Annotated in this window: 12 protein-coding genes and 3 pseudogenes; 7 read left to right on the top strand and 8 right to left on the bottom strand. The window is 67.8% G+C overall.

Annotated features, from left to right (window positions below):
* Positions 1-31 precede the first annotated feature (31 nt).
* Positions 32-985, top strand: a complete 954-nt coding sequence (era, locus tag ACWH4W_RS00340; protein ID WP_290011717.1) for a GTPase Era — start codon at positions 32-34, stop codon at positions 983-985.
* 3 nt (positions 986-988) lie between these two features.
* Here the strand turns inward: era and ACWH4W_RS00345 are convergent, their stop codons facing one another.
* Positions 989-2,329 carry a GH1 family beta-glucosidase gene (locus ACWH4W_RS00345; protein WP_473073855.1) on the bottom strand — a complete coding sequence of 447 codons (1,341 nt, stop codon included), beginning with the start codon at positions 2,327-2,329 and terminating at the stop codon, positions 989-991.
* Positions 2,330-2,417: 88 nt separating this feature from the next.
* Here ACWH4W_RS00345 and ACWH4W_RS00350 point away from each other — a divergent pair.
* A pseudogene (locus ACWH4W_RS00350) lies at positions 2,418-4,289 on the top strand (polymorphic toxin-type HINT domain-containing protein); the annotation flags it as partial.
* A gap of 36 nt (positions 4,290-4,325) precedes the next feature.
* Positions 4,326-4,934, top strand: a complete 609-nt coding sequence (locus ACWH4W_RS00355) for a DUF6928 family protein (protein ID WP_473073856.1) — start codon at positions 4,326-4,328, stop codon at positions 4,932-4,934.
* Between the two features lie 87 nt (positions 4,935-5,021).
* Here the strand turns inward: ACWH4W_RS00355 and ACWH4W_RS00360 are convergent, their stop codons facing one another.
* The 5 genes from ACWH4W_RS00360 to ACWH4W_RS00380 form a co-directional block, all read right to left on the bottom strand.
* On the bottom strand, positions 5,022-6,278 hold the full coding sequence (locus tag ACWH4W_RS00360) for a tyrosine-type recombinase/integrase (RefSeq protein WP_247472770.1): 1,257 nt from the start codon (positions 6,276-6,278) through the stop codon (positions 5,022-5,024).
* A complete protein-coding gene (locus ACWH4W_RS00365) occupies positions 6,278-6,466 on the bottom strand; it encodes a helix-turn-helix domain-containing protein (protein ID WP_184829705.1) in 189 nt (62 codons plus the stop codon). The genes ACWH4W_RS00360 and ACWH4W_RS00365 overlap by 1 nt, the downstream gene beginning before the upstream one ends.
* Positions 6,459-7,868: a replication initiator gene (locus ACWH4W_RS00370; RefSeq protein ID WP_473073857.1), complete on the bottom strand. Its 1,410-nt coding sequence runs from the start codon at positions 7,866-7,868 to the stop codon at positions 6,459-6,461. Before ACWH4W_RS00370 ends, ACWH4W_RS00365 begins: the two co-directional genes overlap by 8 nt.
* 221 nt (positions 7,869-8,089) lie before the next feature.
* Complete coding sequence (locus tag ACWH4W_RS00375; RefSeq protein ID WP_473073858.1) at positions 8,090-9,445, bottom strand: FtsK/SpoIIIE domain-containing protein; 1,356 nt, start codon at positions 9,443-9,445, stop codon at positions 8,090-8,092.
* Positions 9,442-9,774 (bottom strand): SCO3933 family regulatory protein, encoded by a 333-nt coding sequence (locus ACWH4W_RS00380; protein WP_473073859.1) that lies wholly within the window; start codon positions 9,772-9,774, stop codon positions 9,442-9,444. Before ACWH4W_RS00380 ends, ACWH4W_RS00375 begins: the two co-directional genes overlap by 4 nt.
* A gap of 210 nt (positions 9,775-9,984) precedes the next feature.
* On the opposite strand from ACWH4W_RS00380, the gene ACWH4W_RS00385 reads away from it, so the two are divergent.
* From ACWH4W_RS00385 to ACWH4W_RS00400, 4 genes are all read left to right on the top strand, one after another.
* A complete protein-coding gene (locus ACWH4W_RS00385) occupies positions 9,985-10,854 on the top strand; it encodes a GntR family transcriptional regulator (protein WP_473073860.1) in 870 nt (289 codons plus the stop codon).
* A 438-nt stretch (positions 10,855-11,292) separates the two neighbouring features.
* Positions 11,293-11,856 carry a Uma2 family endonuclease gene (locus tag ACWH4W_RS00390; protein ID WP_247472988.1) on the top strand — a complete coding sequence of 188 codons (564 nt, stop codon included), beginning with the start codon at positions 11,293-11,295 and terminating at the stop codon, positions 11,854-11,856.
* Between the two features lie 280 nt (positions 11,857-12,136).
* On the top strand, positions 12,137-12,433 hold the full coding sequence (locus ACWH4W_RS00395; protein WP_473073861.1) for an HNH endonuclease: 297 nt from the start codon (positions 12,137-12,139) through the stop codon (positions 12,431-12,433).
* Positions 12,405-12,887: an SMI1/KNR4 family protein gene (locus tag ACWH4W_RS00400; RefSeq protein WP_473073862.1), complete on the top strand. Its 483-nt coding sequence runs from the start codon at positions 12,405-12,407 to the stop codon at positions 12,885-12,887. The genes ACWH4W_RS00395 and ACWH4W_RS00400 overlap by 29 nt, the downstream gene beginning before the upstream one ends.
* 196 nt (positions 12,888-13,083) lie before the next feature.
* Here ACWH4W_RS00400 and ACWH4W_RS00405 read toward each other — a convergent pair.
* Positions 13,084-13,396, bottom strand: a pseudogene (locus ACWH4W_RS00405) (tyrosine-type recombinase/integrase); the annotation flags it as partial.
* A gap of 33 nt (positions 13,397-13,429) precedes the next feature.
* Positions 13,430-13,848: pseudogene (locus ACWH4W_RS00410) on the bottom strand (transposase); the annotation flags it as partial.
* Positions 13,849-13,907: the final 59 nt, after the last annotated feature.

The raw sequence follows: 13,907 nt of genomic DNA on the forward strand, positions 1-13,907 counted from the left end.
CCGGGCCCGGGGATCAGGGAGAATGGTCGGCATGAGTGTTCGTACCCAGTCATCCGACCAGCCGGCCGACGCCGTCCACCGGGCCGGCTTCGCCTGCTTCGTGGGCCGTCCCAACGCGGGCAAGTCCACCCTCACGAACGCTCTGGTCGGGCAGAAGGTGGCGATCACCTCGAACCGGCCGCAGACCACCCGGCACACCGTGCGCGGCATCGTGCACCGGCCGGACGCGCAGCTGATCCTGGTGGACACCCCCGGGCTGCACAAGCCGCGCACCCTGCTCGGCGAGCGGCTGAACGACGTCGTGCGGACCACCTGGGCGGAGGTGGACGCGATCGGGTTCTGTCTGCCCGCCGACCAGAAGATCGGCCCCGGCGACCGTTTCATCGCCAAGGAACTGGCCGGGATCAGGAAGACCCCGAAGATCGCCGTCGTCACCAAGACCGACCTGGTGGACGGCAAGGCGCTCGCCGAGCAGCTGATCGCCGTCGACCAGCTCGGCAAGGAGCTGGGCATCACCTGGGCGGAGATCGTCCCGGTGTCGGCCACCGCGGGCAAGCAGGTGGACCTGCTCGCGGACCTGCTGATCCCGCTGATGCCCGAGGGCCCCGCGCTGTACCCGGAGGGCGACCTCACCGACGAGCCCGAGCAGGTCATGGTCGCCGAGCTGATCCGCGAGGCCGCCCTGGAGGGCGTGCGCGACGAGCTGCCGCACTCCATCGCCGTGGTCGTCGAGGAGATGCTGCCGCGCGAGGACCGCCCCGCCGACAAGCCGCTGCTCGACATCCACGCCAACCTCTACATCGAGCGCTCCAGCCAGAAGGGCATCGTCATCGGCCCCAAGGGCAAGCGCCTGAAGGACGTCGGCATCAAGTCCCGCAAGCAGATCGAGGCGCTCCTCGGCACGCCGGTCTTCCTCGACCTGCACGTCAAGGTCGCCAAGGACTGGCAGCGGGACCCCAAGCAGCTGCGCCGCCTCGGCTTCTGACCGTCACCGGCCGGGCCGGCCCCGCTGCTCGCGCAGCAGCTCCCGGTACCAGGCGTACGACGCCTTCGGCGTCCGCCGCTGCGTCGCGAAGTCCACGTGGACCAGACCGAAGCGGCGGGCGTACCCCTCCGCCCACTCGAAGTTGTCCAGGAGCGACCACACGAAGTAGCCGCGCACGTCCACGCCCGCCTCCACCGCCCGGTGCAGGGCGCGGACGTGGCCGTCCAGGTAGGCGACGCGGTCGGTGTCGTCCAGGCCCTCGTACGCGCAGCCGTTCTCCGTGACGACGACCGGGGGGAGCCGGTCGCCGTAGCGTGAGCGGAAGCCGGTGAGCAGCTCGGTCAGCCCCTCCGGGACCACCGGCCAGCCGAAGTCCGTCACCGGGTACCCGTCGATCTCCCGTACGGAGAAGGGCAGTCCGGCCGGCATCCGGACACCGCCGAACTCGGTCTCGGCGCTCTCGGCGTCCTCGGCGCCCTGGGGTGCGCCCACCCTCGTCGGCGCGTAGTAGTTGATCCCGTACCAGTCCAGCGGCTCGGCGATGACCTCCAGATCCGCCTCGACGTCGCCCGGCATCAGCTCACCGATGCCCTCCGGATAGCGGCCGAGCAGCAGTGGTTCGGCGAACAGGCGGTTGAGCAGGACGTCGTAGAAGTCCGCGGCCGCCACGTCCGCCGCGTCCTCGGAGGCGGCCCAGGTCGGGCCGTGGGAGTTCGCGACGCCGATGTCACCGGCCCCGGCCGCGCGCAGCGCCCGTACCGCCAGGCCGTGCGCCAGCAGTTGGTGGTGGGCCACCGGCAGCGCGTCGAACAGCAGCGTCCGGCCCGGCGCGTGCACGCCCAGCGCGTGGCCCAGCAGGGTGTGCTCGGCGGGTTCGTTCAGGGTGATCCACTTCGTCACCCGGTCGCCCAGCCGCGCGACGACCCCCGTCACGTACTCCGCGAACCTTTCCGCCGTGTCCCGCTCCAGCCAGTCCAGGTCCGCCGGGAGGTCCCAGTGGAACAGCGTCGGCACCGGCCGCACCCCCGCTGCCAGCAGGTCGTCGACCAGCCGGTCGTAGAAGTCAAGACCGCCCGCGGCCCGCACCCGCGGCCAGGACACCGAGAAGCGGTACGCGTCCACGCCCAGGTCCGCGAGCAGCGCCACGTCCTCGCGGTGGCGGCGCACGTGGTCGCAGGCCACGGCCGCCGTGGAACCGTCCCGCACCCGGCCCGGCTCGGCCGTGAACACGTCCCACACGGACGCCTCGCGCGCGTCGATCGCGCCCTCGATCTGGTGCGCCGAGGTCGACACACCCCACAGGAAGCCGGCCGGGAAACGGGGCACCGGACGCGTCGTCACCATGCCCCGGATCATCCGCACCGGCTCCCCTCGGCGTCAACGCCCTTGCCGCTGAACCGACATCACCGGGGCGTTCGCATCCCGGGCCCGGACCCCGGGTGGCGCGGTGATGCGTTACGCGTACGGCAACGGTGTCGAGCGGCTGGTGGCCCTCACCGGTGACCATCAGGGCAGCACGTACGCGGAGGTGGTGCTCGACGATCCCATGTCGGTGCGCGTCCGCAAGCAGGACCCGTTCGGCAACCAGCGCGGTGCGGGCGCGGTCGGCGCCAACCTCCAGGCCCACACGGGTTTCCTGGGCGCCGTCCGGGACGACTCCTCCGGCTACCAGCCGCTGGGGGCCCGCCTGTACGACCCGGTGGTGGGACGGTTCCTGTCCGCCGACCCGGTGCTGGACCTGAACGACCTGCTGCAGTCCAACGGCTACGCCTACGCGCACAACAACCCGGTGACGATGTCCGACCCGACGGGTCTGGCCATCAGCCTGACCGCCTCGGAGCGGGCCGCGGCCCTGGCGGGCGCGGGCCTGTCCGCGGCCCAGGTCGCCCAGGCGCAGGCCACCATGGGCAAGTCCCTCACCTCGGTGATCATGGGCGCGGCGTGGAGCACGCTGAAGGACTTCATCGGCATCAGCGACGCGATGGCCTGCTTCGGCGGTGACATGTGGTCGTGCGGCAGCGTGATCATCGGGGCGATCCCGTTGTTGAAGCTGGGCAAGGTCCCCGACGTCCTCAGGGCCGTCGACCGCACGATCGACGCCATCCAGGCCTTCCGCAAGGCGAAGAAGGCGGCCGAGGCGGTGCTGAGGGCCGCCAAGGCGGCCGAGGCGGCGGCGCTGAAGGCCAAGAAGGCCGCGATCGAGAAGGCGAAGAAGGAAGCCGCGCAACGCGCCAAGAAGAAGGCGGCGGAGCAGGCGAAACGGACCTCCGACAAGGCGGTCGCGCAGACCAAGAAGACCGGTAACCCCGTCCAGAAGCAGGCCCAGGCCAAGTCGGCCCCGAAGGCCTCCTCGGTGAGCAACGGCTCCGCAGGCGGCAAGAGCGCCGGCTCCAAACCGGGCGGCAACTCCGGCGGCTCCTCCCGCAACAAGGGCGGCAGCAGCGGAAGCGGCGACTCGGGCAAGGCCGACGGCGACAGCGGTGACTCCTGCGATGTCGCCAACAGCTTCGTGCCCGGCACCAAGGTCTTGATGGCCGACGGCACGACGAAGCCGATCGAGGAGGTCGAGGCCGGCGACAAGGTCGTCGCCACCGACCCCGAGACCGGCGAGACCCGCATCGAGACGGTCACCGCCGAGATCAAGGGCGAGGGCCTCAAGCACCTGGTCAAGGTCGTCATCGACACCGACGGCGACAAGGGCGAGGAAACCGCCGAGGTCACCGCGACCGACGGCCACCCCTTCTGGGTCCCCGAACTCGGCGCATGGCTCGACGCCACCGACCTCCAGCCCGGCCAGTGGCTCCGCACCAGCGCCGGCACCCACGTCCAGATCACCGCAGTCGAACACCGGACCAGCCCCGGCACGACAGTCCACAACCTCACCGTCAGCGACACCCACACGTACCATGTACTTGCCGGGACCACGCCAGTTCTGGTTCACAACGCCGGAGAATGTCCCATTACTGGGATCCCGCATGGCGCGATGGGAGAAAGTGCCACACTGGAGCGGCTTCAGACCTCGGGCTACACGAATATCACCAGAGAGGTGCGGTTCAAGAATAGCCAAGGTGACGTTTTCCGTGCGGATTTCGTTGCCCAAGATCCATCGGGAAACTGGGTGGCAGTGGAAGTCAAGACTGGGCGCGGAGCGTCCCTGACTGACAACCAGAGGCTTGGATACGCCGAGCTCGGTCACGGTGGGGCAATTCTGAACACGAGCAGGCTCCCAGGACTGAAGAAGGGGAGTAATGTCACCATGAGGGTGGAGGTGGATCTGTGGCATTGCCCCGATTGCGGACCGTGAAATTCCAAGCAGACAGTGATGTGTTCGGAGGTTCCGATGGGATCTAAGGCTGCCATTCTGGTGCTCACGGATGAGCGCCCGGAAGGTCTCTTCCGTGGTGCTGTCGGGTGGGATCGGACCAGGTCACTGGACCTAGCAGCGAGGTTCCTGGGGGGCACTCCTCGTGAGTCGGGCGTACTTCCACTAGACCTGGCTGTCTGGCCGGAGGACGGGGCAGCGTGTGTGGCGAGTTTTCCGCACTTTGACGTTGTCTGCTCACGCAAGATAGCTCGGGATCATCCAAGCGACCTCGTGAGTGAGGCTGCCCGCTTGACTGGAAAGAGGAGCGCTTATGCGGTATGCATGGAGAGTTCCGAAGATTGGGCTTCGATTCTTGCTTGGTCCCCCACTGGGCTCCTTCGGGCAGTAAGTCTGAGTCCGAGATCGGGAGTGATCGAGGATGCGGGGCAGAAGTTCCCGTTCGAGCAGCCCTTCTGGAATGGTCAGCGCCCGGTTCAGGCGAGTAGCTATCGACTTCCGTTCCATCCAATCGACCTGGGGAATGAGGCTCTCCGATACTTTTTCGGCTTCATCCTTGAAGGGAAAGAAGATGATCTCTGCGTAGATCCCGAAGAGGTTGAGATTCCGGTCTTCGACCCTTCTTGACGGCAACGTTGACGGCAACGCAGCCGGACGCCGGCGGCCCCACGAGGTACCTCGTGGGGCCGCCGGCGTTTCTGAAGGTGGTGCGCGTCAGGGGGTGGCAGCCGTGCCGCTGGGGGCGGTGTCAGCGCTGAGGGCGTTGCTCAGGGTGGTGATGGCAGCTTGTTGGAGGCGGGGGCGGACGTGGGCGTAGACGGCGGCGGTGACGCCGATGTGGGCGTGCCCGAGGAGCTCCTTGATCACGACGAGTTCCACACCCTGCTCCAAGAGGAGCGTCGCAGCGGTATGGCGAAGATCGTGGAACCGGATACGGCGGAGGCCCGAGCGGTTGAGGAGGGTGGTGAAGGCGCGGGTAAGGTTGGTGGGGTCGATGGGGCGGCCGGTGGGCGTGGTGAACACGTAGCCGCTCTCCTGCCACCCGTCCCCGGCAGCCGCCCCTTCCTGTTCCTGCCGCCGTCGATGGGCTTGTAGCGAGTGTATGCAAGTAGCAGGCAGGGTTATGCGGCGTTCGGAGCTGGTGGTCTTCGTCGGCAGGGTGGTCAGGCCCCGGCTGCTGGTGCGCTGAAGGGTGCGACGGATGTTGGCGGTCCCGCTGTCCAGGTCGAGGTCGCTCCACTGAAGACCGAGGAGTTCGCCCTTACGTAGCCCGGTGTGGAGGGCGAGTTCGAACAGGGCCTGAAGGCGGTGGTCTTCGGCGGCACGGAGGAGTTGGCGGGCCTCGGCAGCGGTGAGGGGTTCGGTGCGCTTGGGGCGGGGAGTGCTGGCCGGTACGTTCCGGGCGACGTTGCGCGGGAGTTCGTCCTCGCGGACGGCGTGCTGGAGTGCGGATTTGAGGACGGAGTGCACGTAGCTGACGGTCAGCGGTGAGAGCCGTTTGCCGCAGCAGTTCCCGGCCGAGCAGCAGATGCCTTGGGTGTCGAGTCCTCGGATGCAGCACTGGCACTGGGTGCGGAGTTGGTCGAGGAAGGCGCGGACGTCCTTGGTGGCGAGCCTGCCGAGTTTCTTCTTGCCCAGGATCGGGTTGATGTAGAGGCGGGCGGTGGCGCGGTAGCGGGTGTGGGTGGTCTCGCGGAGCTGATGCACGGCGATGTTGTCGAGCCAGTGCTGGAGATACACCCCGATAGCGCAGTCCGCAGCCGGTGCTGGGAGGCCGCGGTTGTTGGCGGCCATACGCTCGGTCAGCTTGTCCACGGCCTCCTTGCGCGTGGACCCGTAGACGCGGGTGCGCTTGCGGGTGCCGCTGGTGGTGAGGACGTAGCCGGCGGCTTCCCAGCGGCCGTCCTTGCGCTGGTAGACGGTACCTTCGCCGTTGGCGCGGGACTTTCGGGCAGAACGCGGGGACGGCATCAGGCGGTGGCTTCCTGTTCAAGGCGGGAGTGGACGAAGTCGGCCAGCGCGTGGGCAGGGATGCGGCGGGCCCGGCCGATCGTGATCGAGCGGAGCTGGTGGGAGCGGAGGAGGTCGTAGACGGCGGAACGGCCGATCTTCAGGTAGGCCATGACCTCGGGCACGGTGAGGAGTTCGCCGTCACGCACCACCAACCACCCCCGCTCCAGGGCCGGAGGCAGAGCCCGCTCCCTGTGCTGGGGTGACGAGGGTGGCGAGGCGTTCCAAATCGGGGGTGAGGCCGGTGCCGGCGAAGACCCAGTGAGAGATCACCAGCGTCGACTTTTCGTCCTCCGGGCCTGTTCTGTCCGGGTCGTTGAGAGCGTTCTGGTAATCGGCGCGGGCCTGGCGGAGCTGGGCGAGCGTGGTGGAGTACTGGCGGGTCTTGGTGGAGAAGTGGCCCCGGAAGCCGAGCATGTGCGCCCAGGCGCGGAGTTTGAGATGGGCGAGGTCGCGGCGGGCGCCGAGCTGCCAGGCCGTGCGGATCATCCGCTCCGCGTGTATGGGGACCTGGTAGGCGGGGAGTTCCGCGATGAGGCGCAGCCGGCGGTCGAGGGTGCCGGTGGCGCCTTCGGCTTCCTTGGTGGCGTACTTCGCCACATACGCGGCGACAGCCTTGTCCGTGATCTTCCTACCGTCACAAAAGTCGCCGCTGCGTATCGGCCGTACGTCCAACTGCTTGCCGAACGTGAACTGGAGGGAAGTGCCGTCAAGTTCGGGTCCGATGACGGTGGTGCGGGTGGCGGCGGCGTGGATGGCGTCGGTGAGCATCGCGGTGGTGGCCCAGGTGGGTGGTGGGGTGGTGGTGCCGTCGGGTCCGTCGAGGCGGATGACGGCGTGGAAGTGGACCAGGCCGCGTTTCTGGTATTCAGCGACCTTCGCATACGACACCTTCACCACCGAGGCGAGGCTGCGTTGGGTGAGGCCGCCGATACGGGCGACCTCGCGGCGGAGGTTGAGGATGAACCGGGACCAGAGGACGGGCGCGTGGGCGTTCCACAGGACCGCGCCCTGGTAGTCGTAGCGTTCCGGGTCCAGTGGTGAGCCGAGCCGGGTGTCGCCCTCACCGTGAGCATGACCGCAGCGGCAGCGCTGGACGGCCTTGCTGCCGGGGCGGGTGGGGCGGTTGTGGACAGGCCCGAAGGAGGGGGCGGTGAAGGTGGCGAAGACGCGGGGGTGGGAGGCAACCGTGTCGGGGACGGTCTTGCCGCCGCGCAGGCCGGCGGAGATGAGCTGGTAGGTGTCGCGGCGGTAGATCTCGGCGCAGGCGGGGCAGCGGGTGGTGCGGCGGTTGCCGCAGCGCATGAGCAGGTGTCCTGCGGGGAGGTCGGCGGAGTCGAGGTGGCGGAGGATCTCGCCGGTGGCGGGGTGGACTTCGGTGCGGTGGCCGTCGAGGCGGACGGGCTGTGCGCATCCGCGCAGGGAGGCGAGCTGGCGGACGAGGGCGGGGAGTTTCCCGGCGGTGGCGAGCCGGGTGAACGGGGCCAGTGCGGTACCGGACGCCGCGTCGGTGGCGGGTGTGGGGGTGGTGCGGGTGGTCAATGCGGGCATGGCCTTTCTGCCGTACGGCGAACAACCGCAGCGGCGGGAAGACGACAAGGAAGGAAGAAAAGGACGGGAGGGGTGGTGAGAGGGCCGCGGGCCCGGCAGGGGCGAAGGGACGAGAGGCCGTGGTGCCTCTGCCGGGCGGTGGGTGTGGCGGCGTGACGTGGCGGAGAAGCCGGAAACGTCAGGACGGGCTGAAGCCGTGGGAGCCGGAGCCCGAGAAGGGCTTACGCGGCCTTGGTGAAGTCCGTCGTGCCGGGAAGGGGCCGGACTTGGTGGCCTGTGGTGGTGAGGGTGTCGTTGATGCGCCAGCAGGCTTCGGTGGGCAGGTGCACGGCCCGCATGCGTACCGGTGTGGGCGTGCCGGGGGTGGAGGTGATGGCGACGCCTGGGGGGAGGGTGCGGTCGGCGGCGGTGATGTCGAGGTCGCGGCCGTCGGGGAAGAGGTGGAGGTAGTCCTCGGTGGTGTCGACGCGGTGGCAGATCCGGGTGGACAGGTTGGTGCGCAGCGCGGTGGTGAGCACCTCTGCCGAGGGCTTTTGGGTGATCAGCCACAGCCTCACGCCGTATTTGGCGCCTTGGGAGGCGATGGCGAGGAGGTGGGCCTCGAAGCGTTCGCGGGCCTTGCGGTCGGTGTGGCGGGTGTAGTGGGCGACCTCGTCGATCACCACCACGAGCAGCGGCAGTTCCGGGCTGAACTCGGTGATCTTGTCTGTCCGTGCCGTCCAGAACAGGTTTTCGCGGCGGTGCATCTCCTCGCGGATCTCGGCGAGGAGTTCGCTTGCCTGGTCGGGGTGGGTGGTGTCGCTGACGCGGTGGGCGGTGATCCACCACGGTGCGGCGGCGGCCAGGTTCGGGTCGATCACCACCAGCCGCACATCTCGCATGAGGGAAGCGTGCGCGAGAAGCGTGTTGACGGTCACCGACTTGCCCGACCGGGTCACCCCCGCGATCAGCCCGTGTGCACCGGCGGCGAGGTTGAGGCGGACAGGGTGTCCGTCCTCGTCCTGGCCGAGCAGGACATCGTCCCGGCAGGACAGCGAGCCGGGCTCCACCGCCGGTGCCCCGTCGTCACGGACGAGGGGTGAGGGGAGCGGGGTGTCGAGGGGTTCGCGCCGGAAGCCGCGAACTACGACGCTGCCGGGTTTGGGTTGGCTGATCTTCATCCGCTGCATGCCCCACGCGTTGCGCAGGTCGTCGGCGGCGTCCTGCCAGGCTTCGCGACCGGTGGTGGGGAGGGTGGTGGCGGTGACGGTGACGCCGAACTCGTCGGCGTGCACCTTGATGCGGGGCAGGCGCACCTTCGGCTCGCCGGGCCGGCCGTCTCTGCCGGGCCTGGCGGGTTCGGTGACGGCGAGGCCGACCTGCGGGGCGAGGAGTCGCCAGGTGCGGCGGATGCGGCGGGACTGCTCCAGGCTCACCCGCGTCTCGGCGTCCGCGCGGAGCCAGCGGACTTCCGTGTAGAAGGTCCGGCAGGTGACCACGGCGCCGCCGAGGGTGGCGAAGGGGGTGAGGAGTTGGAGGGTGACGGTGGCCGGGTCGAGGCCGGCTATCTGGTGGAGGAGGGTGAGGGGTTCGGTCATCGGGCCGCCTTGGCGTTGACGGCGGTCGCGCGGTAGGCGATGCCGTGGCGGGACTGGCCGTTGAAGACCGACTCCCACGGTGTGGCACACAGCCCGTCCACCGATATCGCGGTGCCCGGGAGGGCGTTCTTGGCGATGCCGGTCTCCGGGACGGTGACGGTGATCATTTCGGCGCGTCCGTCGAGGACGAACATGACGTCGGCGAGGACGAGCGGGGTACCGCTGTCGCGGTCGACGGCGATCTCGCCGGTCTGCCGGTCCTTCACCTTCGGGCGGACGGCACCGAGCATCAGCGCGGCGTTGCTGGTGTCGACAGGGATGACACGCATGGAGGGGGCCTCTTTCAGGGGGAGGGCATGGGGACAGGAGCTGGATCACCAGGGCACGGGTGATCGAGGAGCTACAAGCATAGCATCCAATCCCAGCCCATCCAACTCCATCCCTGCCTTCTTGGTTCGACCTCATCCCTGAACGGGTAGCCTGGACCTCTCACGCGCCGGCTACGACGGCGTGCGGACTGAGTGGGAAGGCGGCTTGGGTTGGTATCCGGTGACGGGACTCTGCTGGCGTTCGAGCGGATCGCCGAGGACTTGAAGCAGCAGATCCGCGACCACGCCCTCACCCCGGGTGCGGCGCTGCCGTCGCAGTCCCAGCTGATGAAGCAGTACGGGGCGTCCAGCCTGACCGTGCAGAAGGCCATGGCCCTGCTCCGGGACGAGGGCTGGGCCGTCTCCCGCCCCGGCAAGGGCACCTTCGTCAGCACGCGCAGCGACTTCGGCCACGCCTACGAGACCATCACCACCGACCTCGAACGGCTCATCCGTCAAGGCCACCTCGCCCCCGGCGTGAAGCTCCCCTCACGGCAACAACTCGCCGACCAGTACAAGGCACCCGTGACCGTCGTCGACGCTGCCCTCGACCGCCTCATCGACGACCACTGGCTGAGTCGCGACGAGAACACCACCGACGTCCACGTCCAGGACGCCGACCATCCGGCCATGGCCAACCGACTCGCCCACGCCGCTCTGATCCGGAAGATCGACGACGGCAGCCTCCCCGAGGGCACCGAACTCACCGCCGAGGCCGCAGCCGACCTGCTCGGCACGGACGTACGCACCGCGCAGCAGGCACTCAACCTGCTGATCATGGAGCACAAGGCCGCCCGCGTCCGCCGAGGCATCACCGCCAACGACGGCGGGATGAAGGTCGAGGAAGTCACCGTCATTGGCCCTGGACCAGGCCAGGCGGCACCGGGAACTATCGAGGTCTTCACCGGACTCAGCCCCGAGGAGATGCAGGCACGGGTTCGCATCGACGTACTCGCTGACGCACTCGAGGACGCCCTTGCTCAGATCCAGGAGCTCCGCGACCGACTCGACCGCCTCGAAGGCAAGCACACCCGCGACTGACCACCTGGGGTACAGCTACCGGCCGAGGACCGCATCCTGGCTGGTCAGGGGCTGTCGTAGTGAGGTTGCGTCGAAACTTTCTCTGCGGTTTCGAGGCGGGCCCGCTGACGCGGACCCGCGCGCGGCCGGGTCGCGGGCCCGGCTGCTACAGCGCCGCCCCGCCGCCCGACCCGAGCCCCTGGCCGCGCAGAGACAGTGCTCCGGGACGGCCGGTCGACCGCAGGGCCTCTCGACGCATCAGCACTCGACAGACCAGGTCAGCCGTGTGTGAGCCATGCCGATACCGCCACCGGCAAAGAGTCTGGCAGCACACGTGTTCGGAGTCTCGCTCATGACAGCGAAAGCCCGTGTCAGCAGGTAAGAGCGCCCGTATGCTGGCCGTGTACCGCCTGCCGGGCATCCCGTGGCTCGCAGGGCGGACGAGGAGGTGAAAGGGACATGAGCGTTGCCATCGACCACACGGGGCCCTGGACCGTCGCCGACGTCCTCGCCCTGCCCGAAGACCGCACCACCCGCTATGAACTGCTGGGGGAGTCCCTCGTAATGTCCCCCGCCCCCGGCATCCGCCACCAGCGTGCCTCGCTCAGGCTCGCCATGATCCTTCACGCGGCAGCCCAGGCTGCCGAGGCGCCGGTCGAGGTGCTGGAGGCCATCAACGTCATCCTGCCCTCCGGCCTTGTCGTCCCTGACCTTGTAGTGACCGATGCTGGCGCGACCGCCGAGGACGGCGTCAGCGTCGACGCCGACGGCGTACAGCTCGTGGTCGAGCTCGTCTCTCCCGGCAACCGCACCGTGGACCGCAAGTTCAAGCCGATGCTCTACGCCGAGGCCGCCATCCCACACTTCTGGCGACTCGAGTTCGACCCAGCTCCGATGCTTGTCGTCTACGAGCTGGAAGGCGGCCAGTACGTGGAGCGGACGACCGCCCTCGCGGGAGCGACCACCCGCCTGGATGCCCCGTTCCCTGTTGCAATCGATCCGGCCGGACTTTCCCGGCAGTAGTTGCCTTCTGACGGCAACGCCGACGGCAACAGGCCCCGCCAACGGCGGACGCCGACGGATTTCCACGGACCGACGAACCGGCGCTGACCTGCGAAAACGCAGGTCATAAGCCCATGCCCTCCACACGTACTATGTGCTGGCGGGCGCCACGCCGGTCCTCGTACACAACTGCGGGGGTTCAGTACGCGGCCATACTGCGGCATGCACGTGTGCTACGGGTGGGACTCCGGTTGGTCCGATCAATGCTCATCTCGCCGGCAGTACCCACCCGGTCACAGGGGTGCCGTTCGATGCCCAGGGGTTCCCGGACTTCAGCGCCTATAGGGACCCGAACACGCCAGATGTCGTCATCACCTTGACCGGCAACAGGAGAAAAGACTTCGCGGCGGCTGATAAGGCAGCCGGTATCACGGCGGCATATCGAAAAGGAAAGTGGACATGGAATCATCACCAGAATTGCGGAGTGATGCAACTGGTTGATATGTCCGTTCACGCCAAGACCGGCCACACTGGTGGTTTCTCGATATGCTGGAGGGGAGTTCGCAGTCATGATCTTCGATCAATCGGAAGAATCTGAGTGGGTTGGCCCACAGGTAGATGTCGAGATGATTCGGCGAGCCGAGGAAGCGCTTCAGGTAAAACTGCCGAAGAGCTACGTCGAGCTGCTTTTCCTCCAGAATGGCGGTGTGCTGCGAAACCGTTGTTTCCCTACCCAATTTCCCACGTCGTGGGCGCCTGATCATGTGTGCATTGATGCGATCTGGGGAGTGGGGGGCGAGTGCGGAGTGGATGTCCTGTCACGCGATATGATCACCGAATGGAGATATCCCGAAATCGGTGTCGTACTCGGAGCAACTCCCTCTGCCGGGCATGACACCGTGATGCTCGATTACTCCTTGTGTGGGCCGACTGGTGAGCCTTCTGTTTCGTATGTTGATGAAGACAGAGTGCCGAGACGTATTGCTAATTCATTCTCAGAATTTCTGCACGGACTCGTCTCGTGTCGAACGTACGGTGATGACGTGGACTGATCTTTGAGCAGTGAACTATTCCGGTCGTGACCGGATCGGGAATCGAGTGGCCCGCGACGCGACGGAGCCCTGTCGTGTCACTCCTAACTCAGTCCAGCCGGCCACGCGCGGCAATCGCACACAAAAATTGGGTGCCCTGCCAGGCGGTACCTGGCAGGGCATCTGCGTGGAGTGACGGCAGTAATTGACGGCAACGTCAGCGGACGATGGCTCCAGACAGTGGTGGGTCGTTGTCGTCGCGGGTCGGATCGTGGTCAGTAGGACCGTCGAGGTCGGTGCTCAGGGTGTCTGATGGCGTCGCGCTGGAGACGGAGCCTCACGTGGGCGTAGACGGTGGCGGTGACGCCGATGGGGGCGTGGCCGAGGAGTTCCTTGATGACGACGAGGTCGACGCCTTGTCCCAGGAGCAGGGTGGCGGTCGAGTGCCGTAGGTCGTGGAAGCGGATGCGCCGGAGGCCGGCCTCACGGAAGAGTGCGACGACGGCGCAGGTGAGGTTGGTCGGGGCGATCCCTCTGTCCTATACCGTCGTGAACGCGTCCTGTCGTACTGCCATGTGGGCGGCCAGTTCCGGCTTGGTGGCGGAGACTGTGGCCTCGTTCGGTCCGGGGGCTCGGCAGCGGTCGGGATCGGCGGTTCACGAGCACGGCACGTACAGCTTTCGATCCACTGCTGCGTGCCTGCGCTCGTCGGCGTAGACGAGGTACGCAGCGGCCTGAAGTTCTCGATCCGCCCTGCGGTGCCGGTGTACTGCGCTGGACCTCGATGGCGTCGGTGGCCTTCTTCGCGTCACTGGCCTCGTCAACCACCGGTACCGCACCCGGATCGTGCAGGTGCTCCACCACATACTGGCGCACATCATCGCGCACCAGGGCGGCATCCCATCCAGCCGGGTCTTTCCGGCCCTCGGCGATCGGCCAACGGGTCCTTGCGCGGCAGGCCCGACAGCAGCCCTCGTGCCATTTCTCGTACAGAGAAATGGAGTTCGCCCCATGCGAACCGGCCTGCCAGTCAGACCATCA

The sequence above is a fragment of the Streptomyces sp. DSM 120436 genome (genome assembly GCF_055778765.1).